26 protein-coding genes are annotated in these 23373 nt (G+C 72.3%); 16 read left to right on the top strand and 10 right to left on the bottom strand.

Translation table 11 applies throughout. The annotated features are described in order from the left end of the window. Positions 1-112 precede the first annotated feature (112 nt). The 12 genes from AR3_RS07660 to AR3_RS07605 all read left to right on the top strand — a co-directional run bounded on the left by AR3_RS07660 (position 113) and on the right by AR3_RS07605 (position 10041). Positions 113-1264 (top strand): glycosyltransferase family 4 protein, encoded by a 1152-nt coding sequence (locus tag AR3_RS07660; RefSeq protein WP_067910637.1) that lies wholly within the window; start codon positions 113-115, stop codon positions 1262-1264. 343 nt (positions 1265-1607) lie between these two features. After that, the gene (locus tag AR3_RS07655) at positions 1608-2036 is read left to right on the top strand and encodes a Cg1360 family ATP-synthase-associated protein (RefSeq protein WP_067910634.1); all 429 of its coding nucleotides are present in this window, start codon (positions 1608-1610) and stop codon (positions 2034-2036) included. 81 nt (positions 2037-2117) lie between these two features. Then, positions 2118-2345 (top strand): AtpZ/AtpI family protein, encoded by a 228-nt coding sequence (locus AR3_RS07650; protein WP_067910631.1) that lies wholly within the window; start codon positions 2118-2120, stop codon positions 2343-2345. Between the two features lie 154 nt (positions 2346-2499). Then, the gene (gene atpB, locus AR3_RS07645; RefSeq protein ID WP_067910628.1) at positions 2500-3300 is read left to right on the top strand and encodes a F0F1 ATP synthase subunit A; all 801 of its coding nucleotides are present in this window, start codon (positions 2500-2502) and stop codon (positions 3298-3300) included. 90 nt (positions 3301-3390) lie between these two features. Next, complete coding sequence (gene atpE, locus AR3_RS07640) at positions 3391-3639, top strand: ATP synthase F0 subunit C (protein ID WP_067910626.1); 249 nt, start codon at positions 3391-3393, stop codon at positions 3637-3639. 37 nt (positions 3640-3676) lie between these two features. Then, positions 3677-4246 (top strand): F0F1 ATP synthase subunit B, encoded by a 570-nt coding sequence (locus AR3_RS07635; RefSeq protein WP_067910623.1) that lies wholly within the window; start codon positions 3677-3679, stop codon positions 4244-4246. Further along, the gene (locus tag AR3_RS07630; protein ID WP_067910620.1) at positions 4243-5061 is read left to right on the top strand and encodes a F0F1 ATP synthase subunit delta; all 819 of its coding nucleotides are present in this window, start codon (positions 4243-4245) and stop codon (positions 5059-5061) included. Before AR3_RS07635 ends, AR3_RS07630 begins: the two co-directional genes overlap by 4 nt. 36 nt (positions 5062-5097) lie before the next feature. After that, positions 5098-6744: a F0F1 ATP synthase subunit alpha gene (atpA, locus tag AR3_RS07625; protein ID WP_067910617.1), complete on the top strand. Its 1647-nt coding sequence runs from the start codon at positions 5098-5100 to the stop codon at positions 6742-6744. 7 nt (positions 6745-6751) lie between these two features. Beyond that, complete coding sequence (locus tag AR3_RS07620; RefSeq protein WP_067910615.1) at positions 6752-7651, top strand: F0F1 ATP synthase subunit gamma; 900 nt, start codon at positions 6752-6754, stop codon at positions 7649-7651. Between the two features lie 2 nt (positions 7652-7653). Continuing rightward, complete coding sequence (gene atpD / locus AR3_RS07615; protein ID WP_067910612.1) at positions 7654-9084, top strand: F0F1 ATP synthase subunit beta; 1431 nt, start codon at positions 7654-7656, stop codon at positions 9082-9084. Between the two features lie 42 nt (positions 9085-9126). Continuing rightward, positions 9127-9513, top strand: a complete 387-nt coding sequence (locus AR3_RS07610) for a F0F1 ATP synthase subunit epsilon (RefSeq protein WP_067910610.1) — start codon at positions 9127-9129, stop codon at positions 9511-9513. A gap of 96 nt (positions 9514-9609) precedes the next feature. Beyond that, positions 9610-10041: a DUF2550 domain-containing protein gene (locus AR3_RS07605; protein ID WP_227023089.1), complete on the top strand. Its 432-nt coding sequence runs from the start codon at positions 9610-9612 to the stop codon at positions 10039-10041. A gap of 72 nt (positions 10042-10113) precedes the next feature. Here the strand turns inward: AR3_RS07605 and AR3_RS07600 are convergent, their stop codons facing one another. Both AR3_RS07600 and AR3_RS07595 read right to left on the bottom strand, forming a co-directional pair. After that, on the bottom strand, positions 10114-11055 hold the full coding sequence (locus tag AR3_RS07600; RefSeq protein WP_067910604.1) for a DUF4097 family beta strand repeat-containing protein: 942 nt from the start codon (positions 11053-11055) through the stop codon (positions 10114-10116). A 133-nt stretch (positions 11056-11188) separates the two neighbouring features. Further along, on the bottom strand, positions 11189-11815 hold the full coding sequence (locus AR3_RS07595) for a cob(I)yrinic acid a,c-diamide adenosyltransferase (protein ID WP_067910601.1): 627 nt from the start codon (positions 11813-11815) through the stop codon (positions 11189-11191). Between the two features lie 92 nt (positions 11816-11907). On the opposite strand from AR3_RS07595, the gene AR3_RS07590 reads away from it, so the two are divergent. Then, positions 11908-13542, top strand: a complete 1635-nt coding sequence (locus tag AR3_RS07590) for a GMC family oxidoreductase (RefSeq protein WP_067910599.1) — start codon at positions 11908-11910, stop codon at positions 13540-13542. Positions 13543-13951: 409 nt separating this feature from the next. On the opposite strand, the gene AR3_RS07585 is transcribed toward AR3_RS07590, so the two are convergent. The 7 genes from AR3_RS07585 to nucS all read right to left on the bottom strand — a co-directional run bounded on the left by AR3_RS07585 (position 13952) and on the right by nucS (position 20848). Continuing rightward, entirely contained in the window at positions 13952-14689 is a 738-nt protein-coding gene (locus AR3_RS07585; RefSeq protein ID WP_083951051.1) for a peptidoglycan recognition protein family protein, read from the bottom strand. Positions 14690-14970: 281 nt separating this feature from the next. Beyond that, complete coding sequence (locus AR3_RS07580; protein WP_067910596.1) at positions 14971-16473, bottom strand: aldehyde dehydrogenase family protein; 1503 nt, start codon at positions 16471-16473, stop codon at positions 14971-14973. A 468-nt stretch (positions 16474-16941) separates the two neighbouring features. Beyond that, the gene (locus AR3_RS07575; RefSeq protein ID WP_067910592.1) at positions 16942-18246 is read right to left on the bottom strand and encodes a sensor histidine kinase; all 1305 of its coding nucleotides are present in this window, start codon (positions 18244-18246) and stop codon (positions 16942-16944) included. Positions 18247-18316: 70 nt separating this feature from the next. Continuing rightward, positions 18317-19132, bottom strand: a complete 816-nt coding sequence (locus tag AR3_RS07570; protein ID WP_083951049.1) for a site-2 protease family protein — start codon at positions 19130-19132, stop codon at positions 18317-18319. 75 nt (positions 19133-19207) lie between these two features. Next, on the bottom strand, positions 19208-19594 hold the full coding sequence (locus AR3_RS07565) for a TetR/AcrR family transcriptional regulator (protein ID WP_067910589.1): 387 nt from the start codon (positions 19592-19594) through the stop codon (positions 19208-19210). Between the two features lie 53 nt (positions 19595-19647). Continuing rightward, positions 19648-20055, bottom strand: coding sequence for a DUF3224 domain-containing protein (locus AR3_RS07560; RefSeq protein ID WP_067910585.1), 408 nt, complete (start codon positions 20053-20055; stop codon positions 19648-19650). A gap of 112 nt (positions 20056-20167) precedes the next feature. Beyond that, on the bottom strand, positions 20168-20848 hold the full coding sequence (gene nucS / locus AR3_RS07555) for an endonuclease NucS (protein ID WP_067910582.1): 681 nt from the start codon (positions 20846-20848) through the stop codon (positions 20168-20170). A gap of 99 nt (positions 20849-20947) precedes the next feature. Between nucS and AR3_RS07550 the strand changes: the two genes are divergently transcribed. The 3 genes from AR3_RS07550 to AR3_RS07540 all read left to right on the top strand — a co-directional run bounded on the left by AR3_RS07550 (position 20948) and on the right by AR3_RS07540 (position 22302). After that, complete coding sequence (locus tag AR3_RS07550) at positions 20948-21439, top strand: GNAT family N-acetyltransferase (protein WP_067910580.1); 492 nt, start codon at positions 20948-20950, stop codon at positions 21437-21439. A gap of 120 nt (positions 21440-21559) precedes the next feature. After that, complete coding sequence (locus AR3_RS07545) at positions 21560-21751, top strand: hypothetical protein (protein WP_067910577.1); 192 nt, start codon at positions 21560-21562, stop codon at positions 21749-21751. Positions 21752-21915: 164 nt separating this feature from the next. After that, positions 21916-22302 carry an SCO5389 family protein gene (locus AR3_RS07540; protein ID WP_067910574.1) on the top strand — a complete coding sequence of 129 codons (387 nt, stop codon included), beginning with the start codon at positions 21916-21918 and terminating at the stop codon, positions 22300-22302. On the opposite strand, the gene AR3_RS07535 is transcribed toward AR3_RS07540, so the two are convergent. Further along, positions 22271-23341: an LLM class flavin-dependent oxidoreductase gene (locus AR3_RS07535; protein WP_083951047.1), complete on the bottom strand. Its 1071-nt coding sequence runs from the start codon at positions 23339-23341 to the stop codon at positions 22271-22273. The genes AR3_RS07540 and AR3_RS07535 overlap by 32 nt on opposite strands. Between the last annotated feature and the right edge of the window lie 32 nt (positions 23342-23373).

Here is a 23373-nt window from a genome sequence, read left to right as displayed (position 1 = left end):
AGGTCCGGCCGCATCGCCGTCGACGCCGTCCCGTGTGACGTGAAACCCGGGCGGTGCGCGCGGCGTACCGTGGGGCGGCGGCGGAACAGCCCGGTGAGGGGAGGCGTGCGGCGTGCGGGAGTACCTGCTGACGATTCTCATCGCCGCACTCGTCACCTACCTGCTCACCCCCGTCGTCCGCCGGTTCGCGGTGTGGTTCGGCGCGCAGACGGCGCCCCGGGACCGCGACGTGCACGTCATCCCGACGCCCCGGCTGGGCGGGCTGGCGATGTTCGGCGGGATGGTGGCCGCGCTGGCGGCGGCCGGAGGGCTGCCGGCGATGCGCCGGGTGCTGGCCGACGGCGACGTCAACGTGCACCGGGCGCTGCTGCTGTCGGGCGGGCTGATCGTGCTGGTCGGGATCTTCGACGACCGGTGGGGCGTGGACGCGCTGACCAAGTTCGCCGGGCAGGTCGCGGCCGCCGGGATCTTCATCATGCAGGGCATCCAGCTGTACGTGATCCCGCTGCCCAACGGCACGTCGCTGTCGCTGCCCCCGGCCTACGGCGTGCCGCTCACGGTGTTCCTGGTCGTCGCGACGATCAACGCGGTGAACTTCATCGACGGGCTGGACGGCCTGGCCGCCGGGGTGGTCGGGATCGCCGCGCTGGCGCTGTTCTCCTACGCCTACCTGGTGGCGATCGACTTCAAGCTGATCACGCTGAGCGCGGCCACGCTGACCGCGGCGGTGCTGGTGGGGATGTGCGCGGGCTTCCTGCCGCACAACTTCAACCCGGCCCGGATCTTCATGGGCGACACCGGGTCGATGCTCATCGGGCTGCTGCTCAGCGCCTCCACGATCATGCTGACCGGCAACTTCGACCCGGCGGTCATCGGCACCTACCGGCTGTTCCCCTTCTACGTGCCGATCCTGCTCATCCCGGCGGTGGCGGCGGTGCCGTTCATCGACATGCTGCTGGCGGTGTGGCGGCGGACCAACCAGGGCAAGTCGCCGTTCGCCCCGGACAAGCAGCACCTGCACCACCGGCTGCTGGAGCTCGGCCACTCGCACCGCCGGGCCGTGCTGATCATGTACTTCTGGGTGGGCCTGCTGGCCTCCAGCCTGGTGGCGCTGTCGTTCACCAACTCGGTGCCGCTGGTGGTGTCGGTGACCGGCGTGGTCGCGGTCGCCGGGGTGGTGATGATGATCGGCATGCCGCGGATGCGCGGGCGGTCCCGGGCTCCCGGGAAGGCGACCGCGGCGCGGCCCCGCCAGCCCGCCTGATCCCGCGCGGCGGCGCCGCGAACGCGGTCGCGGGAGATCCGCGGAGCACCGAGCGGCATCCGCCCGCATGGCGGACGGCCGGGACGGTCCGGCTCCGTCCGATCCGTTGGTCCGATCCGTTGGTCCGATCCGTTGCGGTGGGATGACGATCTGCCGCGCGGGGCCGCTTTTGGACGTTCCAGTGCGAGACGTGGGCTACAGTCCGTGGTGCGCGCGCGACCTCGGCGTACGGCACGGCGCCGCGGCGCGGCGTTATGCCAAGGGTAATTGTGGACGTTCCGGACGCTTGTGATACCTTTCACGAGCAAGGGACGAACACATTACGTGACCAGCCGGAGCCCTCATGCACTCTTCCGACGCCCGGATCCTCCGCGGCGCCGCGATCCCGTCCGGCCTCGCCGGCCTCGCCGCCGTCGCGGCGGCCGTGCCGCTGGCCGGGGCCAAGGGCGCGCTGGGCGCCGCGCTCGGCACCGTGGTCGTGCTCGCCTTCTTCTCCATCAGCGTGCTGGCGGTCGGGTACGCCGCCCGCATCTCGCCGCAGATGATGTTCGCCGCCGCGATCTTCAGCTACCTGGGCAAGGTCGTGGCGATGCTGGCCCTGGTGGCGGTGCTGGACGGCGTCACGCTGTGGAACACCGCGGCCTTCGCCTGGTCGGTCATCGCGCTGACCCTGGTGTGGGTCGTGGCCGAGGCGCGCGCCACCATGAAGATCAAGACTCTGTCCCTGGACCCGGCCGGAGCCCCCGGTGTCACCCGTGACCGGAGCCCATGATGCGGGAGCGGGCGATCTTGACCGTAAGGGCCTACTCCAATATGACCATCCGGGGGGTCGCCTGCTATGGTCCGTCCTGCGATGAGCAAGGAGGGGCAACGGCCCGATCCGGAGTCCGACGCGGACCATCGAGCCTTCGCCAACGCCGCCTGGTCCATCCCCAGCTACCTGCTGAGCGGGATGGCGGTCTACGGCGGTCTCGGCTGGCTGCTGGATCGCTGGCTGGGCACCTCGGCGCTGCTCCCCATCGGCGTCGTGGTGGGCCTTGCTCTCGCGCTCTACCTGGTCTACCACCGCTACGGTCGCTGACCGCGCCCACGGCGGAGTCGACCGCCGCCGACTGTGGACCTGCCGACCGTGGACCGGCCGACAGCGGCCACGTCCACCACGGGCATGGCACCGTCCTCGGGCACGCACGTGTAGTACTGACCGACCTGCGAGTCACTGACGAAGGGACTGCCGCGTGAGCGCGCGACAACTCCTCGCCGCCGAGGGCGGAAACGAGTTCCAGGCCCCGGGCACCGAGATCTTCGAATGGGGTCCCCTCTGGCACGGCGCCCCGTCGTGGCTGACCAAGCCGACACTGATCGTCGCACTGTCCGTGATCATCGTGTGCGGCTTCTTCTGGGCGGCGTTCAGCAAGCCCAAGCTGGTCCCGCGCGGCGTGCAGAACGTCGGCGAGGTCGGCTACCTGTTCGTCCGCGACCAGCTGGCCCGGCCGCTGATCGGCAAGGACGGCGACAAGTGGATGCCGTTCCTGATGTCCACGTTCTTCTTCATCCTCGTGATGAACCTGATGGGCGTGGTCCCGGTCATGCAGCTGCCCGCGCCGTCGCACATCGCGTTCGCGATCGTCCCCGCGGCGGTCGTGTACGTGCTGATGATCTTCCTGAGCATCAAGGAGCAGGGCCTGGTCGGCTACTTCCGGAACATGATGTTCCCGCCGGGCCTGCCCGCGTGGCTGTACGTCATCCTGTCGCCGATCGAGCTGCTGTCGAACATCATCCTGCGGCCGTTCACCCACGCGGTCCGGCTCTTCGCCAACATGTTCGCCGGCCACCTGATCATCGCGTTCTTCGCGACGGTCGCCTACTGGTTCCTGTTCGAGAAGCTCACCCCGCTCGGCGCCTCCCTCGGCCTGCTCGGCTTCGTGATGACCATCATCATGACGGCCTTCGAGATCTTCGTGCAGGCGCTGCAGGCGTTCATCTTCACCCTGCTGGCCGCCTCCTACATCGGCGGCGCCCTGCACCCCGACCACTGACGGACCCCCGGACCCGACAGACTTCGCACTCGTAACCGCAAGCAAGCTCCGGTGGGCAGCCCACCGGCCGACTGGAAAAGGAAGAGCCACATGCTCGCTGAAGCCGTCAACGTTCTCGCTGGCGACGACCGGATCACCGGCAGCCTCGGCGCGGTCGCGTACGGTCTGGCCGCCATCGGCCCGGGTATCGGCGTGGGCATCATCTTCGGCCAGGGCGTGCAGGCCATCGCCCGCCAGCCCGAGCTGTACAACACCATTCGGCAGAACATGCTGCTGGGCTTCGCGCTCACCGAGGCGCTGGCGCTCATCGGTTTCGTTGTGCCGTTCGTGCACCCGTAGTCCTTCCACCATTCACTGACAGGAAGGCGGAACCCTCATGAGCAAACTGCTGGCGGCCGCCGTGGCGGCCGAGGAGGGCGGGCACGGCAACCCGCTGCTTCCGCACGCCTCGGAGCTGGTGTTCGGCTCGATCGCGTTCGCGATCGTGCTGATCCTGGTCGGCTGGAAGCTGGTCCCGCAGATCCAGAAGACGCTCGCCGAGCGCACCGAGGCCATCGAGGGCGGCCTCAAGCGCGCCGAGGCGGCGCAGGAGGAGGCCAAGGAGACGCTGGAGGCCTACAAGCGCCAGCTCGCCGAGGCCCGGCACGACGCCGCCCGGCTCCGCGAGGAGGCCAAGGAGCAGGGCGCGCAGATCATCGCCGAGATGCGGGAGCAGGCCCAGGAGGAGGCGCGCCGCATCATCGAGGCCGCGCACGCCCAGATCGAGGCCGACCGGCAGCAGGCGCTCCAGCAGCTGCGCGCTGAGATCGGGGCGCTGGCCGTCGAGCTGGCCGGCCGCGTGGTCGGCGAGTCCCTGCAGGACAGCGCTCGGCAGAGCCGGGTGGTCGACCGGTTCCTCGAGGAGCTCGAGGAGCGCGCCCGCACCCAGGAGCGGATCTCGTCATGACCATCACCGGAGCGGTGAGCAGGGCCTCGCTGGCCGAGGTGCGCGAGCGGCTGGAGGCCGTCATCCCCGGGGCGGACCTGACGGCGCTGGGCGGCGACCTGTTCGCCGTGCTGCACCTGATCGACCGCGAGCACGGGCTGCGCCGGGCCGTGTCCGACCCGGCGCGCGACGGGGCCGACAAGGCCCGGCTCATGCACGTCCTGCTGGAGGGCAAGATCTCGTCGGCGGCGCTGGACCTGGTGGCCGACACCGTGCGGCTGCGCTGGTCCAGCCCCGCGGAGCTGTCCGACGCCATCGAGGTCCTGGCGGTCACCGCCGAGGCCGCGCGGGCCGAGGCCGAGGGTCGCCTGGACGACCTGGAGGACGAGCTGTTCCGCTTCTCCCGGGTCATCGAGGGCGAGCCGCAGCTGCGCGCCGCGCTGACCAGCCCCGCGCTGCCCGACGACCGCAAGCGCGGGCTGGTCGCCTCGCTGCTGGAAGGCAAGGTCACCGCCTCCGCGCTGGCGCTGATCACCGAGCTGGTGCTGCGCCCGCGAGGCCGTAGCCTGGAAGGCGGGCTGGCCGAGTACGGCCGACTCGTCGCCCAGCGGCGGCAACGCCTGGTGGCGCTGGTGCGCACCCCGGCGGAGCTGTCGGAGGACCAGCGGACCCGGCTCGCCGCGGTTCTGGCCGCGGCGTACGGGCACGAGGTACACCTGAACATCGAGATCGACCCCGGAACGATCGGCGGCCTGTCGATCCAGATCGGGGACGAGATCATCGACGGCACGATCGCCGGGCGTCTGGACGACGTGCGCCGGCGGCTCGCGAGCTGAGCTGACCACCCCACCACAGGGAGCAAGAGAGGAATCATGGCGGAGCTGACGATCCGTCCGGACGAGATCCGGGACGCGCTGGAGCGCTTCGTCCAGTCGTATGAGCCCGAGGCAGCCGCGCGCGAAGAGGTCGGCACCGTGGTCGATTCCGGCGACGGTATCGCCCACGTCGAGGGCCTGCCTTCGACCATGGCGAACGAGCTCCTGGAGTTCGAGGACGGGACGCGCGGGCTGGCGCTGAACCTGGACGTGCGCGAGATCGGCGTGGTCGTCCTGGGCGACTTCTCCAAGATCGAAGAGGGCCAGAAGGTCCGGCGCACCGGCGAGGTGCTGTCGGTGCCGGTGGGCGACGGGTACCTGGGCCGCGTGGTGGACGCCCTGGGCAACCCGATCGACGGCAAGGGCCCGATCGAGGCGACCGAGCGCCGCGCCCTGGAGCTGCAGGCCCCCTCGGTGGTTCAGCGGCAGTCGGTGAAGGAGCCGCTGCAGACCGGCATCAAGGCGATCGACGCGATGACGCCGATCGGCCGGGGCCAGCGGCAGCTGATCATCGGTGACCGGCAGACCGGCAAGACCACGATCGGCATCGACACGATCATCAACCAGAAGGACAACTGGGCGTCCGGCGACGAGAAGAAGCAGGTGCGCTGCATCTACGTCGCCGTCGGCCAGAAGGGCTCCACGATCGCCAACGTGCGCCGCACCCTCGAGGAGGCCGGCGCCATGGAGTACACCACGATCGTGGCGGCCCCGGCGTCCGAGCCGTCCGGCTTCAAGTACATCGCCCCCTACACCGGGTCGGCGATCGGGCAGCACTGGATGTACCAGGGCAAGCACGTCCTGATCATCTTCGACGACCTGTCGAAGCAGGCCGAGGCGTACCGGGCCATCTCGCTGCTGCTGCGCCGCCCGCCGGGCCGCGAGGCCTACCCGGGCGACGTGTTCTACCTGCACTCGCGTCTCCTGGAGCGCTGCGCCAAGCTGTCCGACGACCTCGGCGGCGGCTCGCTGACCGGCCTGCCGATCATCGAGACCAAGGGCAATGACGTGTCGGCCTACATCCCGACCAACGTCATCTCCATCACCGACGGGCAGTGCTTCCTGGAGACCGACCTGTTCAACCAGGGCGTGCGCCCGGCCATGAACGTCGGTATCTCGGTCTCCCGAGTCGGCACCTCGGCGCAGGTCAAGGCGATGCGCAAGGTCGCCAGCACGCTGCGTCTGGCGCTGTCGCAGTACCGCGACCTGGAGGCGTTCGCCGCGTTCGCCTCCGACCTGGACGCGGCCTCGCGCGCCCAGCTGGAGCGCGGCGCCCGCCTGGTCGAGCTGCTCAAGCAGCCGCAGGGCAAACCGTTCCCGGTCGAGAAGCAGGTCGTGTCGGTGTGGGCGGGCACCTCCGGCGAGCTGGACGACGTGCCGGTCGAGGACATCCGCCGGTTCGAGGCGGAGTTCCTGGAGTACCTCGAGCGCGAGCACGGCGGGCTGCTGGCCGGCATCCGCGAGACCGGCGAGCTGTCCGACGACGCGCTGACCACCCTCAAGGACGCCATCACCGAGTTCAAGAAGGGCTTCGAGACCAGCGCGGGCTCGCTGCTGGGCGAGGAGGCCCCGGTGGAGGCGATCTCCGAGGAGGACGTGGAGCAGGAGACCATCAAGCGCGTCAGCAACCCCAAGAAGGACTGACGCACCGATGGCTGCACAGCTTCGCCAACTGCGGCAGCGGATCCGGTCGGTCAAGTCGACCGCCAAGATCACGCGTGCCCAGGAGATGATCGCGACCTCGCGGATCGTCAAGGCCCAGCAGGCGGTGGAGGCGTCCAAGCCGTATGCCGACCAGATCACCCGGGCGCTGTCCGCGCTGATCAGCCACCACGTGGGGATCAAGCACCCGCTGCTCACCGAGCAGCCGGAGGACAAGCGGTCGGCGGTCCTGGTCATCACCAGCGACCGCGGGTTCGCCGGCGGCTACAACGCCAACGTCATCCGCGAGGCCGAGTCGCTGATCACGGCCCTGCGCGAGCAGGGCCGTGAGCCCGTGCCCTACGTGATCGGCAACAAGGGCATCACCTGGTACCGGTTCCGCAACCGGGAGATGGCGGCCGAGTGGCGGGGCATCAGCGACCGCCCCGACTTCGCCAGCGCCGAACGGGTCGGGCGGCGGCTGACCGAGGACTTCCTCAAGTCGGACGCCGAGGGCGGGGTCGGGGAGATCCACGTGGTCTACACCGAGTTCGTCTCGATGCTCACCCAGCGGGCCCAGGTGCGCCGGCTGCTCCCGGTGGAGGTCGTGGAGAGCACCGAGCCCGACGTGGTGCCGCCGGCCTACGACTTCGAGCCGTCCCCCGAGGCCGCGCTGGACCTGCTGCTGCCGAACTACATCGAGAGCCGCATCTACCACATGCTGCTCCAGTCGGCGGCGTCCTACCACGCGTCGGTGCGCCGGGCGATGAAGTCGGCCACCGACAACGCCAACGAACTGCTCGGGGTCTACACGCGCCAGATGAACCAGGCGCGGCAGGCCGCGATCACCCAGGAAATCAGCGAGATCGTCGGTGGCGCTGAGGCGCTGGCCGATTCTGGCGGGGAGTGAGAATGACTGCACAGGTAGAGACGGCGACCGCGACCGGGCGCGTCGCCCGCGTCATCGGTCCGGTCGTCGACGTGGAGTTTCCCGCCGACGCCCTCCCGGAGATCTACAACGCGCTGCACGTCGAGGTCGCGCTCGGCGAGGAGACCAAGACGCTGACCCTCGAGGTCGCCCAGCACCTGGGCGACAACATGGTCCGCGCGATCTCCATGCAGCCGACCGACGGCCTGGTGCGCGGGGCGCCGGTGGTCAACACCGGCGACTCGATCGCGGTGCCGGTGGGCGACGTCACCAAGGGCCACGTGTGGAACGCGCTCGGTGACTCCCTGGACGTGCCGACCTCGTCGCTGAAGATCACCGAGCGGTGGCCGATCCACCGCAAGGCCCCGTCCTTCGACCAGCTGGAGTCGAAGACGGAGATCCTGGAGACCGGCATCAAGGTCATCGACCTGCTCACCCCGTACGTCAAGGGCGGCAAGATCGGCCTGTTCGGCGGCGCGGGCGTGGGCAAGACCGTGCTCATCCAGGAGATGATCACCCGGGTGGCGCGGAACTTCGGCGGTACGTCGGTGTTCGCGGGCGTCGGCGAGCGCACCCGTGAGGGCAACGACCTGTGGGTCGAGATGGCCGAGGCGGGCGTGCTCAAGGACACCGCGCTGGTGTTCGGCCAGATGGACGAGCCGCCGGGCACCCGACTGCGCGTCGCGCTGTCCGGCCTGACCATGGCCGAGTACTTCCGCGACGTCCAGAAGCAGGACGTGCTGCTGTTCATCGACAACATCTTCCGGTTCACCCAGGCCGGTTCCGAGGTGTCGACGCTGCTCGGCCGCATGCCGTCGGCGGTGGGCTACCAGCCGACCCTGGCCGACGAGATGGGCGCGCTGCAGGAGCGGATCACCTCGACCCGGGGCCGTTCGATCACCTCGATGCAGGCGATCTACGTGCCCGCCGACGACATCACCGACCCGGCGCCGCACACCACGTTCGCCCACCTGGACGCCACCACGGTGCTCTCGCGTGCCATCGCCGAGAAGGGCATCTACCCGGCGGTGGACCCGCTCGACTCCACCTCGCGGATCATGGACCCGCAGATCCTGGGGCAGGAGCACTACGAGGTGGCCCAGGAGGTCAAGCGGATCCTGCAGAAGTACAAGGAGCTGCAGGACATCATCGCCATCCTCGGCATCGACGAGCTGTCCGAGGAGGACAAGGTCACGGTCCAGCGGGCGCGGCGGATCGAGCGGTTCCTGTCGCACCCGATGTACGTGGCCGAGCAGTTCACCGGCCAGCCCGGCGAGACGGTGCCGCTGTCGGAGACGATCGAGTCGTTCAAGGGGATCGCCGAGGGCAAGTACGACCACCTGCCCGAGCAGGCGTTCTTCATGTGCGGCGGCATCGAGGACGCCGAGCGCAAGGCCAAGGAGCTGGCCAAGTAGCCGGTCCCCGGCACGGGGCCGCTCGACGCGGAGGGTGAACACGTGGCGACATTGAAGGTCGGGCTCGTCTCGCCGGAGCGCGAGGTGTGGTCCGGCGAGGCCAAAATGGTGGTCGCGCAGACCATCGAGGGCGAGCTCGGCATCCTGCCCGGGCACGCCCCGGTGCTGGGCGTGCTGCTCGACGGCAGCGTGGTGAAGATCCAGCCCGCCGAGGACGGCGAGTGGGTGACCGCCATGGTGGGCAGCGGCTTCTTCTCCATCGCGAACGACGAGGTGTCCATCCTCGCCGAGCAGGCCGAGCTGGGCGCCGAGGTCAACGTGGCGGAGGCCCGCAAGGCGCTGGAGGAGGCGCGGGCCGCCGGGCAGGCGGACGCCACGGCCGAGCGGCGGGCCCGGGCGCGGCTGCGGGCCGCGGGGCAGGACGCCTAGCGGCGACGGGACGAGAGCCGGGCGGCGCACGGCCGACCGGGACGGACACGGAAACGGCGGGGGTACTTGGGCGGGCAGCTGGCACTGGATGCGGGCGTGGCGCTCGCAGCGGGCGTGCTGCTGGTCACGCTGGTGTTCGTCGTGGTGGTCGTGCGCCGCTGGCTGTTCGTGCGCGGCGGCGGCGCGGTGGAGTGCGGCCTGCGCGTGATACCGGCGGAGGGCGCCCCCGGCCCGTGGCGGCTCGGCATCGGCCGCTACCGCGGCGACGTGCTGTACTGGCACCGCGTCTTCGGCTTGCGGACAAGGCCCCGGCAGGTGATCCACCGCCGGGGCCTTGTCGTGTCCAATCGGCGCGAGCCCGAGCCGGGGGAGGTCGACGGGCTGCTGCCGGACGCGAGCATCATCGAGGTGCGGGACGGGGATCTGACCGTGGAGCTGGCGATGAGCGCCTCGGCGATGACGGGGTTCCTGGCCTGGCTGGAGGCCGCGCCGCCGGGGTTCCCGGTGGACATCCACCAGTCCGAGTGAGGCGGCCGGCGGCGGCCTCGCGCACGTCGCGGCAGCGGTCGGCGCGCGGCGTCGCCGCGCGGAGAGGGGCTCCTACGCGGCGTCGACGGTGATGGAGCCGTCGTTCGTCGTCACGACCACCGTGCGGGGCGAGCGGTTGTCCTGGTGCACCGCGGGGGAGATCCGGCGCGAGCCTTCCTGCGACTCCAGGGTGACCGCGTAGGAGTGCGAGGCCGGCAGCGTCAGCCGGACCGCCGCGCTGTCGGTGCGCGCCCGCACGCTGTCGGGCGGCGTGCTCAGCGCGATCCGCACGGTGCCGTCGGCGGTGCGCGCGGTGAGGCGGCGGGACGCCAGCGCGGTGGCGTCGATCCCGCCCGAGTCGGTCTGCAGGTCCGCGGTGTCGGCGCGGCCGGTCAGGTGGATGCGGCCGTCTTGGGTGTGCGCGGTGAGGCGTGCGGCCTGCAGGGCGGCGGCCTGGATGGTGCCGGTGTCGGTCCGCAGGTCGGCCGTCTCGGCCCGGCCGCTGACGCGGATGGCGCCGCTGTCGGTGTGCGCGGACAGGGCGGGGGCGCGCAGGTGCCGGACGGTGATCGGCCCGTTGCCGGTGCGCAGGGTGAGGCGTCCGTTCAGCCCGCTCGCCGAAATCGCTCCGTCGTCGGTGGTCACCTGCAGGGCGAGGCCGCGCGGCACCCGCACCCGGTAGGCGATCTCGCAGGCGCCGCCGCCGATGATCGTGTGGCCGCAGGAGGAGCTGAGCGTGAGCGTGCCGTCGGCGACCGAGTGCCGGGGACGGGGCTTGTTCCGCGAGTTGGACCAGCGCAGCCGTTCCTGCACGGCGATCCCGGGCGCGTCGGAGCCGACGATCTCCACCCGGCCGCCGTCGGAGGTCAGCCGGACGGCGGTGACGTCCTCGCGGACGTCGTAGCTCCTGGTCTCCGTGTGGACGCCGAAGTCCACCGAGCAGCCGCCCAGTGCGAGCGCCGCGGCCGCGGCGGCTCCGGCGGCCGCCAGTGCCGTGCCCGTTGCGGAGTTCACTCCTCGTCTCCCGCCCGTCGATGATCGGCTCTCTGACCAGTCCAGCATCGCCCGGCGGCGGCGCCGCGGACCAGGAGGCGGCCCGGCGTCCGCATGGTGGGGATAGCCCCACCATGCGGGGACGCGGAGCGGGCTAACGCTCCCCGCCGGGCTTCCACAGCACGTCGCCGTGTTCGGCGTTGGCGAGGCGGCAGAGGATGAACAGCAGGTCCGACAGTCGGTTGAGGTAGCGGGCGGTCAACGGGTTGACGCCCCCCTCCACCGCGTCGGGCGCGCCGACCGGCGCCGCGCCGTGCGCCTCGATCGCCGCCCACGCCGAGCGTTCGGCGCGCCGCGTCACCGTGCGGGCGACGTGCAGCAGCGCCGCGCCGGGCGCGCCCCCGGGCAGGACGAAGCTGCGCAGCGGCGGCAGGCCGGCGTTGTGCTCGTCGCAGGCGGCCTCGAGGCGGTCGATGTAGGAGGAGTCGATCCGCAGCACCGGGTACGGCGGGTTCGGCGTCACGGGGGCGCACAGGTCGGCGCCGACGTCGAACAGGTCGTTCTGCACCCGGGTCAGCAGCTTGGTGATCGGTTCGGGCAGGTCGCCCATGGCCAGCGCCACGCCGATGGCGGCGTTGGCCTCCTCCACGTCGGCGTAGGCCGCCAGCCGCGGATCGGTCTTGTGCGTGCGCGACCCGTCGCCGAGCCCGGTCGTGCCGTCGTCCCCGGTCCGCGTGTAGATGCGGGACAGCACGACGGGGGTCTCCCTGTTCTTCGCCATGCCCTCACCCTAGGCGGTCGCCAAACGGCCGGTAGGGTCGAGGTGTCTCAGCGGGACACCCCCGCCGGACCCCCGCACTTCCGGAGGCGGCAATGGTGTACGACTACGTCATCGTGGGCGCGGGCAGCGCGGGCTGTGTGTTGGCGTCGCGGCTCAGCGAGGACCCCGGCAGCCGGGTGCTGCTGCTGGAGGCGGGGCCGCCCGACGACGCTCCGGAGATCCACATACCGGCGGCGGTGGCCTCCATGGCCAAGGGGCCGTACGACTGGGACTTCGCCACCGTCCCGCAGGAGCACGCCGCCGGACGCAGCGTGTACTGGCCTCGGGGGCGCACGCTCGGCGGCTGCTCGTCCACCAACGCGATGATCTACATCCGCGGGCACCGGTACGACTACGACACCTGGCGCGACTCCTACGGCTGCGAGGGCTGGGGGTACGCCGATCTCCTGCCGTACTTTCTGAAGGCCGAGGACCAGCAGCGCGGGGAGTCGCCCTTCCACGGCGTGGGCGGGCCGCTGCGCGTGGAGGACCTGCGGTACAAGCATCCGCTCACCAAGGCGTGGGTGCAGTCGGCCAAGGCGTACGGGCTGGCCGCCAACAGCGACTTCAACGGTCCCGAGCAGGACGGCGTCGGCTTCTACCAGGTCACCCACCGGCGGGGGCGCCGCTGGTCCACGGCCGACGCCTATCTGCGCCCGGCCATGGAGCGTCCCAACCTCACCGTGGTGACGGACGCGCTGGTCCACCGCGTTCTCATCGAGAACGGCCGCGCCGTCGGGGTGCGGTACGAACGCCGCGGCGAGCTCGTCGACGTCCGCGCGGAGGCGGAGGTGATCCTGTCGGGCGGCGCGATCAACAGTCCGCAGCTGCTGATGCTGTCCGGTGTGGGACCGGCCGACCACCTGCGGGACCACGGCATCGACGTGGTGGTCGACGCGCCGGTCGGGGAGGGCCTTCAGGACCACCCGTGCGTGAACGTCATGTTCGCCGCCCCTCGGAAGAAGGCGTTGTGGGAGATGGCGGGGGTGCGCAACCTCGCGCTCTGGCAGGCGCTGGGCCGCGGCCCGTACGCCTCCAACATCGCCGAGGCGGGCGGTTTCGTCCGCACGGTCGACGGGTTGCCCGCGCCGGACCTGCAGTACCACGTGCTGCCGACGCCGCTGGTCGACCAGGGCCTGACCGAGTCCCGGGAGCGGGTGATGTCGGTGCTGGTCGCCGCGATCGCGGTGGGCAGCCGGGGCGTGCTGCGGCTGCGGTCGGCCCGTCCCCACGCCAAGCCGCTGATCGACCCGGCGTACCTGTCGGACAAGGCCGACCTGGACGTGCTGGTGGCCGGCGTCCGGCAGGTCCGCGAGATCGCCGCCACCGGGCCGCTGGCCGGGCTGCTCGGCGGCGAGTTCGCCCCGGGCGAGCGGGCGTCGGACGACGCGGCGCTGGCCGAGTTCGCGCGGCGCACGTGCGCCACGCTGTTCCATCCGACCAGCACGTGCGCCATGGGCGGCGGGGACGACGCCGTCTGCGATCCCGACCTGCGGGTGCGCGGCGTGGAGGGCCTGCGGGTGGTGGACGCCTCCGTCATGCCGTCGGTGCCGCGCGGGAACACCAACGCCCCCACCATCGCCATCGCCGAACGCGCCGCCGACCTCATCCGGGGCCGGACGCCCTTGAAGTCCGTCGGGCCCCCGACGGTCCGCGCGGCGGCGACGTCCTCAGGGACGCAGGAGTGAGAGCGCAGAGTGAGAGCGCAGAAGTGAGAACGCCCCCGCCGGGGTCCTCGGGGCCCGGGCGGGGGCGTCGGCCGGAGCGGCGGCCGCCCGGTGCGGATGGCCGCGCCTGCGTGCGGCTCACCGCTTGCGCGCCTCGGCGGCGCGGCGGGCCGCCTTGGCCTCGGCCTGCAGACGCCGTATGCGCTCGGCGGCGACGGCCCTGGCCACGTCAGGGTGCACCATTGCGCTCTCCTCGGTTCCGCGGACCGGCCTGCCCGGTCCGGCACCTTCGAGGTTCGCGCTAAGGCCGGGTCCCCCGCATCGGGACGACGCCTTATCTCGCGGCCCGGGCACCGCCTTAGTCGGCGGCTGGGGCGCCTTATGCGGCGCGGGGACGCTTACGCGACAGGCGCCGGGACGCGCCCGCCGGTCACGTGATCGGCGCCTCCCAGGCGGCGCGCCAGGTCTTCGGCCCGACGATGCCGTCGACGACGAGGCCCTTCTCCTTCTGGAAGGCCCGGCACACCCGCTCGGACTGGGGCCCGTAGGCGCCGTCGACGGTGATGGTCCAGCCGCGCTTGCGCATCTGGGCCTGCCAGGTGCGCACGTCGTCGCCGCGCATGATCGGCGGCTGGGTGAGGTACCGGCCGGGCCACTTGGGGGCCTTCGTTCCGCCGGTGGGCGGCTTGGGCGACGGGGTGGAGCCGCCCGGCGCGGGCATCCCGGCCTTGACCCAGCGGTACAGCTCGTCGCCCGGGCAGGAGGTGGCGGTGACGTCGCGGTGGCCCTTCTTGGCCAGGGACTTGCCCTTGCGGCGGACCGCCTCGTCGTACAGCCACCGGATCGACTTCTTGGCCGCGTCGGTGGCGTCGCCGTCGCGGCCGATGAAGCACACGCCGATGCCGGAGGTGTTGTGGCCGGTGGCGTGCGCCCCCACCGTGAGCCACCCGCGGCCCTCGTAGATGCGGCCCTTGACGTCGACCAGGAAGTTGTAGCCGATGTCCGCCCAGCCGTTGTGGTCCATGTGGTAGTCCTGGATCTGGCGGGGGGTCTGGCTGGTGGGGCCTTCGGAGTAGTGCACCACGAACTCGGTGCGCTTCGACCAGGTGGTGGTCGTCCGGGAGCGCGGTGCACGGGCTCCCCATTCGGCGCGGCTGATGATGTCCACGAAACCTCCCTCGGGTGAGCGGAACCCGGCGGCACCGTCAGTGACGGTAGCGCTTCGCGCAGCACCCGGTCGGGACGTCCGTCAAAAATGTCTCGTCTGCGACCTGGGTCACACCATGTCGTCACCTGGTCCGAGGTACCTGTCCTGCGGTACTTGGCCGGGCTCGGCCCGCATAAGCCGCGCTATGTCTGGTCTGCCGCTCCTGGTCCCTTCGGTCGGTTTCGTCCGGCGCTTTGTGCGGCGTTTCGTAGGGCGTTTCGTGCGGCGGCGGCCGGGAGGGTTCAGCGCTTGTACTGCCTGCCGTGGAGCAGGGTGACCAGCTGCAGGATGCGCGCCATGTCCTTGTCCGTCCGGGTGAACGACGTCAGGTTCGCCGGAAGGGTGAAGCGCTGGCGGGTGATGGCCTTGGCGCGGGCGAACTCGCGCAGACCGTCCGCGCCGTGGATGCGCCCGAAGCCGGACTCGCCGACGCCCCCGAACGGCAGCGCCGCCACGGACGCGAACGCGGCGTACGCGTTGATCGAGGTCATGCCCGAGCGCATCCGCCGGGCCAGCTCCATGGCGCGGCGCTTGTTCCGGGAGAAGATCGTCCCGGCCAGGCCGTAGCCGGTGCGGTCGGCCTTCTCCAGGGCCTCCTCCAGATCCGCCACCCGGTGCACGGTGATCGTCGGGCCGAACGTCTCCTCGCACACGGCGGCGGAGTCCTCCGGAACGTCGGTCAGCACGACCGGCTCCACGTACGGCTTGCGCACCGACTCCGGCCCGCCGACGACGGCCCGGCCCCCCTTGGCGAGGGCGTCCTTGATGTGGGCCTCGATGACGTCGAGCTGGGCGGGCATGGTGATCGGGCCGTAGGCGGCCTCGCGGTCGAAGCCGGGACGCAGGTCGCGGGCCTTCTCGGTGAGCTTGGCCAGGAACGCGTCGTAGGCCGCGTCGACCACGTAGATGCGCTCCACGCCGATGCAGGTCTGCCCCGCGTTGGACATCGCGCCCCACAGGGCGGCGTCGGCGGCCGCGTCCAGGTCGGCGTCGGCGTCCACGATGCAGGCGTCCTTGCCGCCGCACTCGGCGACGATCGGGGTGAGGTTCTCCGCGCAGGCCGCCATCACCTTCTTGGCGGTGCGGGCGGACCCGGTGAAGGCGATCTTGTCGACGCCGGGGGAGGAGGCCAGCGCGGCGCCCGTCTCGCCCATCCCGGTGACGGTCTGCAGCACCGGCTGCTCGGGGATCACCGCGGCGACCAGCTCGGCCAGCAGCACCCCCACGCCCGGGGTGTACTCCGACGGCTTGAACACCACGGCGTTGCCCGCCGCCAGGGCGTAGGCGATCGAGCCCATCGGGGTGAAGATCGGGTAGTTCCACGGGCCGATGACGCCGACCACGCCGAGCGGCTGGTACTCCAGCACGCACTTGTGGTTCAGCGCGATGAGGCCGGGGAAGACCGAGCGCGGTCCGAGGACCTTCTCGGCGTTGCGGGCGGCCCAGTCCAGGTGCGTGATCGCCAGGATCGTCTCCAGCTGGGCGTCCTGCAGCGGCTTGCCGGTCTCGTTGTGGATCAGCTCGGCCATCCGGTTGAGGTTGCGGGTGAGCGCGCCCTTGACGTTGAGCAGCCGGATCCGGCGTTCCCGGCGGTCGAGCGCCGCCCACCAGTCGGCGGCCTCGCGGGCGCGGCGGACCGCCTCCTCGACCGCGGCGCGGTCGTGCACGGGATGCTCGGCGATGACCTCGCCGGTCGCCGGATTGAGCGAGGCGAACGTCGTGCTGCTTTGCGTGGCCACGGACATCGGAACCTCCCGAGGGCTCGGCGGCGCGTAAGCGACCGCTTTCACCCATAGTCAACCATCGGCGTGACGAGACCGCCCCGGCGGGATCGCGTGCCGCGCGGAGCCCGCGGAACCATCGGACGGGTATACGGGTACCACGCGGACGCCGCCGCCGAGAATCCATCGGCGGTCCCACCCGGGGCGTGTGGGGGAACAATCCCGGGCGGAGGGCGGTTACACTCTTCGTGGCCGGTGTGCCTGGTGTCCCCGGGCCTCACCTATTGCCTTCGCGGAATACCGGTTCGGTGTTCCCCGCTCGCGGGGTCGCCGTTCGCTTGGAGCCGCGTTGTGCCTTTCGCCGAGAGGCGACCCGCACACCGGTTTCAACGTGGGGAAGGCCCCGCGGGACGACGTCCCGCGGGGCCTTTCTCCGTGTCGGCGCCTCGTCGGCGCCCTCGGGCTCTCCTTCGCCCCGATCGGCCTCGGTCGTCAACCTACGGAGGCTTCGGGGCGGGCGTCGGACGGCTCGGACGGCCCCGCCCCGTCGACGGGGTCGGCGTTCGACGGAAGCTCGACGGACACCGTGGTGCCCGCCCCGGGCGCGCTGCGGATCGACACCGTGCCGCCCAGCGCCGCGGCACGGCGGCGCAGGCCCAGCAGGCCGACGTGCTCCCCGGTGCCGAGATCGGGCTGGACGGCGTCGTCCGGGTCGAAGCCCACGCCGTCGTCGGCGACCGTCAGCCGGGCCGTCTCCTCGTCGAAGCGCAGCCGGACGCAGACCGTCCGCGCGGACGCGTGCCGGCGCACGTTGGCCAGGGCCTCCTGCGCGGCGCGCAGCAGCACCACGTCGGCCGCGGGCGACAGCGGACGCGGCTCCCCGTCGACCCGGTACGTCGCGTCCACGCCCGTCTCCTCGCCGAACGCGGCGGTGAGCCGGCGCAGCGCCTCGGCGACCGGCGCCGAGTCCAGCGCCACCGGCGGACGGGCCGCGATCAGCGCCCGCGCCTCGGCCAGGTTGTCGCGCGCGATGCGGATCGCCGGCTCGACCGCGGCGCGCACCGGGTCGTCCGGGGCCAGCCGCCGCTCGGCGGCCTGCAGCAGCGTCAGGATGGTCAGGAAGCCCTGCGCGAGCGTGTCGTGGATCTCGGCGGTGAGCCGCTCGCGCTCGGCCGCGGCCCCGGCGGCGTGCGACAGCCGCGCCACCTCGGCCCGGCTGGACCGCAGCCTCTCGATCAGCCGGGCCCGCTCCCGGCTCTCGGTGATGATCCGGTTGATCCAGGAGCCGAAGAACACCGCGGCCAGCGTGCCGAGCACGCCGATCGCCGCCATCAGCACGAGGACCGACGACTCGTGCCGGTACCGCACCAGCGCGGCCAGCGGCACCATGTTGACCACGACCGCCGCCGTGCACGCCCGCCGCAGCGACAGCATCTGGAAGCAGTGCGGGACGAGCGCGAACGCCGCGTACCAGCTCGTCCCCGCCAGGAACGACGCGGTGGCGAACAGCGCCAGCGCCGCCGCCAGATAGCCGTAGGCGTACGGGGCGTCGTCGGCGCAGGACCGGACGGCGCGGTGCCCCAGCGTCAGGTAGAGCGGCAGGATCGCCGTCAGCAGCGCCGCCGCCGCGTACGGGTGGTCGGAGGCCGTCGGCATCAGGAACGCGGCGGCGCTCGCCGCCGCGAGCACGAGCAGCGTGTAGGCGTCCCATACCAGGAGGCGCTGCCAGGCGTGCGGCCCGTCGGTCTCCGCGGCGGGGGGCGAGGCAGCGGTGGCCGAGGGGGCGCCGTCGCTCATGAGTCCAGTATGCGGCAGTGACTGACAGAATCGTCCCCGGGGACGTCCGCCGCCGCCCGGCCGCAGCCGGTCAGCCGCGCCAGACCTGGAACAGGTCGTGGCCCAGCTTGATCGGGAAGTTGTCCACCGGGATCGCCACGCGGAACGGGAACTCGCCGAGGCCCATGGCGCCGGTGATGTGGTAGATCAGGCCGAAGAACTCCCGGTTGACCGCCGGGATCCACAGCAGCGCGATCAGCGCCAGGAACACGTACCCGCCGTACGCGCCGACGCGCTCCGCCCACGCCCGCGGCAGGTACGGCTCCACGATCCCGAACCCGTCCAGCCCGGGAATCGGCAGCAGGTTCAGCAGCGCCGCCGTCACCTGCAGGAACGCCAGGAACGCCAGCGCCGACCAGAACACCGCGTGGCCGCGGTCGGCCAGGGCGACGAACGCCACCGCCAGCACCCCGGCGAACAGCGCGTTGGCCAGCGGGCCCGCCGCCGAGATCAGGCTGTGCCGCAGCCGCCCCCGGATGGCGCCGCGGTCGATCCACACCGCGCCGCCGGGCAGGCCGATCCCGCCGAGCAGGATGAACAGCAGCGGGATCGCGAAGCTCAGCGTCACGTCGGCGTACTTGAACGGGTTGAGCGTCAGGTAGCCGCGGGTGGCGACGCCGTGGTCGCCGGACCGGTGCGCCAGGTAGGCGTGCCCGAACTCGTGCAGGCACAGCGACAGCACCCACCCCGCCAGCACGAACCCGAACACCGCGAACCGCGCGGCCGTCTCCATGGACGTGCCGTACCGCCAGGCGATCAGGCCGCAGATGACGGTCGCCGCCGCGATCGCGAGGAACACCGGGCTCGGCTGGACCGCCGAGCGTCCTCGCTGGTGCACCGTCCCCATCCTCCGGGTCCCTCCCGTGTCGGCGGGCGCCCCCGCGCCCCGTTGGCTGCTCCTCGACCGCGCGCGGCCCCGCCCTCAGGGGCCGGTGATCGCCGGCACCACGTACGTGCGCGGGAACCGGCGGGTTCCCGCGTCGTCGCGGCCGCGGTCCATGACGATCAGCGAGGCGATGACGCGGAACAGCAGCTCCACCGCGCCCTCCACGATCGCCTCGGGCACCGACCGCAGCCCCCGCAGCCGCTCGGCCAGACCGTCCAGGAAGCGCCGCAGCGTGCGCAGCGGCACGGCCAGGATCAGCTCGTCCCGCCCGCCGGCGACGCCGCGGTACACCGTCGCCCTGCTCAGCCCGGCCGCGGTCGCGATGTCCCCGACCGTCGTCCTGGCGACGCCGAAGCGCGCGAAGCACTCCTCGGCCGCGTCGATGATGCGCTCGCGCGTGGCGTCGGCGGTCGGCGGGGGCATGCCCTGAAGGGTACCGGCCGGGCGCGCCCGCCCCGCGACCGCGCCCGGCGGGCTCAGTCGAGGGTGTACTCGAGCGACCAGTCGTGGCCGCCGTCCGGCCGGACGGAGATCTGCCCGTGCCCCCGGATGCCGGCCAGCTCGCCGGTGCCCGAGGTCGGCACGATCAGCCAGCGCAGCCACTGCGTGGCGGGCGTGCCGTCCTCGCTGCCCGCGTTGTGCTGCAGGACGAACGCGCCCTCCCGGCCGTGCAGGAGGCCCGTGACGATCTCGATCCCCACGTACGCGGCCGGCCCCGCGGCCGTCTCCACGGTGATCAGCTCGGCGGTGCCGGCGCCCACCAGGTCGCCGTGGAAGGTCTTGCGCACCCGCACCCGCGTCACCGCGGTGCCGCCCTGCCGCGCGTACGGCTCGGCGGCCTCCCAGGCGTCGATGTCGAAGGTGCCGCTCGCATGCGAGGTCATGTCCGCCATCATGCCCGCGGACGGCCGGGCGGGCGGCGGAACCGGACGAGCGCCGGGGCGGCCAACCGGACGGCCGCCGGGGCGGCGGCGTCGCGGGGCGCGGGGCCGCGGGTCAGAAGAGGGTGCCCTCGTGCCGGATGCCGCGCAGCGCGTCGTAGTCCAGCGTCACGCACTCGATGCCGCGGTCGGTGGCCAGCACCCGCGCCTGCGGCCTGATCTCCTGCGCGGCGAACACGCCGCGCACCGGCGCCAGGTGCGGGTCGCGGTTGAGCAGCTCCAGGTACCGGGTGAGCTGCTCCACCCCGTCGATCTCGCCGCGCCGCTTGATCTCCACGGCCACGGTGCCGCCGTCGGCGTCCCGGCACAGGATGTCCACCGGGCCGATCGCGGTCGGGTACTCGCGGCGGATCAGCGTCCAGCCCTCGCCGAGCGTGGTGATGTGCTCGGCCAGCAGCTCCTGCAGGTGCGCCTCGACGCCGTCCTTCTGCAGCCCCGGGTCCACCCCGAGCTCGTGGCTGGAGTCGTGCAGGATCTCCTCGATGGTCAGGATGAGCCGCTCCCCGGACTTGCCGTGGGTGACGGTCCACCGGGCGATCGCGCCGCCCTCGTCGTACGGCTCCTCGCGCAGGGTGCAGGGCGGGTTCATCCAGTTGAGGGGCTTGTAGGCGCGATCGTCGGCGTGGACGCTGACGCTCCCGTCGGCCTTGATCAGCACCAGGCGGGGCGCCATGGGCAGGTGGGCGTTGAGCTTGCCGACGTAATCGACGCTGCAGCGGGCGATGACCAGACGCACGCCGCCCAACCTTAGTGACTCCGCCCGCCGTTCGCGGCCCGGCCGCCGCTTGCGTCTCATCGGGCGGCATGTCCGCGAGCGGTGGCAGAGTCGCCTTTCATGAGCGACATTCGTATTCGTCCGGCTGAGCCGTCCGACGACCGCGCCCTGGCCGACCTGAACCGGCGCACCTGGTCCCCGGTGCACGAAGTGGTGCCCGCCCCCGCCCCCGACGCACCCTTCTTCGACGAGTCCCACCCCGCGGACGACGTGCTGGTCGCCGAACGCGAAGGCAGGGTCATCGGCTACGTGCGGCTTGTGCGCCCCTACCGGGACTTGGCCTCCGGCGCCCACGTGCGGCAGATCCAAGGCCTGGCCGTGGATCCGGACGAACGGCGCCGCGGCGTGGCCAGGGCGTTGGTCGACGCCGCCTGCGACTGGGCGGTGCGGCAGGGCGCGCGGCGCGTGACCCTGCGCGTGCTGGGCGGCAACACCCCGGCGCGGCGGCTGTACGAGGCGGCGGGGTTCACCGTCGAAGGCGTGCTGCCGGGGGAGTTCTTCCTGGACGGCCGTTACGTCGACGACGTCCTCATGGGCCGGACGGTGCAGTGAGGCGATCTAAGGCCCCTGGGCCCGGCGGATAAGGCGTCATCCCGATGTGGAGGCGGCCGCCTTAGGACGAACCTCGATGGTGCCGGGCCGTCGCGGTGGTCCGGCCATCGAGGAGGGGTGATGTTCCACCACGACATCATGGCGTCGGTCGCCCGCGAGCGCGTGCGCGAGCTGCGGGAGCGGGGCGAGGCGGAGCGCAGGGCCGGCGTGGTCCGCAGGGCCCGGGAGTGCTGGGACGAGCGGCAGAGCCGGCACATGCCGGTCCGCGCGGCCCGCCGGCCCGGCGGGACGGCCGCCGCGCCGGGGAGGTGACGCGAGCCACAGCCCCGGCGCGCCGGCCGGAACCCGCAGGCCGGCGGCGTCCGCCGCGGTCGCTTCACCGAACCGGGCGTCCTGTCAAGGGCTGGAATTCTCAGACGGGCGTGTTTAGCGTCGCCGGGTGTGGGCTCAGCACACGCGGTGAAAGGAAACCGCTCATGTCCCTTGACGTGACCCCCGAGCTTCTCGAGACCGCGCGGCGCGGCGAGGTCGACGACAAGGCGTTCGTCGACTGCGTGCGCACGTCCCTCCCGTACGCCTGGGAGACGATCAGCGGGCTGGTGGCCCGGCTGCAGGTGGACGGCGGGGACTTCGCCGACAACCAGACCCCTCCGCCCGACGAGCAGGCCCGCGGCCAGCTGCTGCGTGTCCTGGCCAGCGACGCCATGCGCGGCGCCTTGGAACGCTACTTCGGCGTCAAGCTGGCCTTCCAGAACTGCCACCGGGTCGCGGTCTTCCCCACCGCCGACTCGGAGGCCTACCGCCGCTTCATCACGCCCCGCGAGCAGATCCTCAACCAGTCTCCGGAGCTGCGCGACTGCTGACCGCGCCGCCGTGAAGGCCCGGCCCGTCCGCCGCGCGGGCCGGGCCTTCACGTGCGGACAGGAGGGCACGGGCCCGGGGGAGGACCTCCGCGCCCAGCCGGGCGATGTTCTCCAGGGTCGCCGCGCGTGAACCGGCCGCCTCCACCAGCAGGATCAGGTGACGGATGCCGGTGCGGCGCACCGTCGCGACGATCGCCTCGACGCAGTCGTCGGGGGAGCCGACCGGGTGCAGGTCGCACAGGTGGCGCGTGTAGGCGGCAGCGTCGCGCCGGGGACGCGGACGGTCGTCCACCGGCACGTATCCCTCCAGCCCAGGGCCGAGCCAACGCGGCATCTCCCGCAGCAGGGTGTCCAGCGCCGCCGCGCGCGTATCGGCCACCTGGGCGAGATGAGCGGAGACGTGGGCGGCGCCGGCGTCGCCGTGACGCGCCACGGCGGCCGCCTTCTCATCGTCGCCGACGTGCATCCCCAGCAGCATGGGCAGGCCGCGCTCGGCCGCCACCGCCTCGGTGGCGGGCGACGTGCACGCCACGGCGACCGGGGGAGGCTCGGGCGCCCGCGGCACCACCGGCACCTCGCGGAAGCGGAACTGCTCGCCCTCCCAGGCCACCCGGTCGGACCGCAGCCAGGCCAGCAGCAGGTCCAGCGCCTCGGCGAACCCGGTCTCGTAGCGCGGCAGGCCCGTGCCGAACACCTCCAGGTCCCGCCAGGGGCCGCCGCGCCCCACCCCCAGGCGGAACCGTCCTCCCGACACCAGCGACAGCAGGGCGGCCTGCTCCGCCAACGCCACCGGATGCTGGGTGGACAGCACGCTGACCGCCGTGCCCACGTGCACCCGCGACGTCAGCCCCAGCAGATGACCCGCCAGCGTCACCGCGGACGGCACCACGCCGTACGACATGAAGTGGTGCTCGGCCAGCCACACGTCGTCGAATCCGGCCCGCTCGGCGGCGACGGCGGCCTCCACCGTGCGGGCGAGGGCCGCCGCGTCGTCCTGGCCGGGATACCGGGCGGCGAGCAGGAACACGCCGAAGCGCACGCTCGGACCGCACCCGGGCTCGGGGCGGCGGG

Origin of the sequence: Actinomadura rubrobrunea NBRC 15275 (assembly GCF_001552235.1) — a bacterium.
Taxonomy (GTDB): Bacteria; Actinomycetota; Actinomycetes; order Streptosporangiales; family Streptosporangiaceae; genus Spirillospora; species Spirillospora viridilutea.
This window is presented reverse-complemented; position numbering and strand designations above follow the sequence as displayed.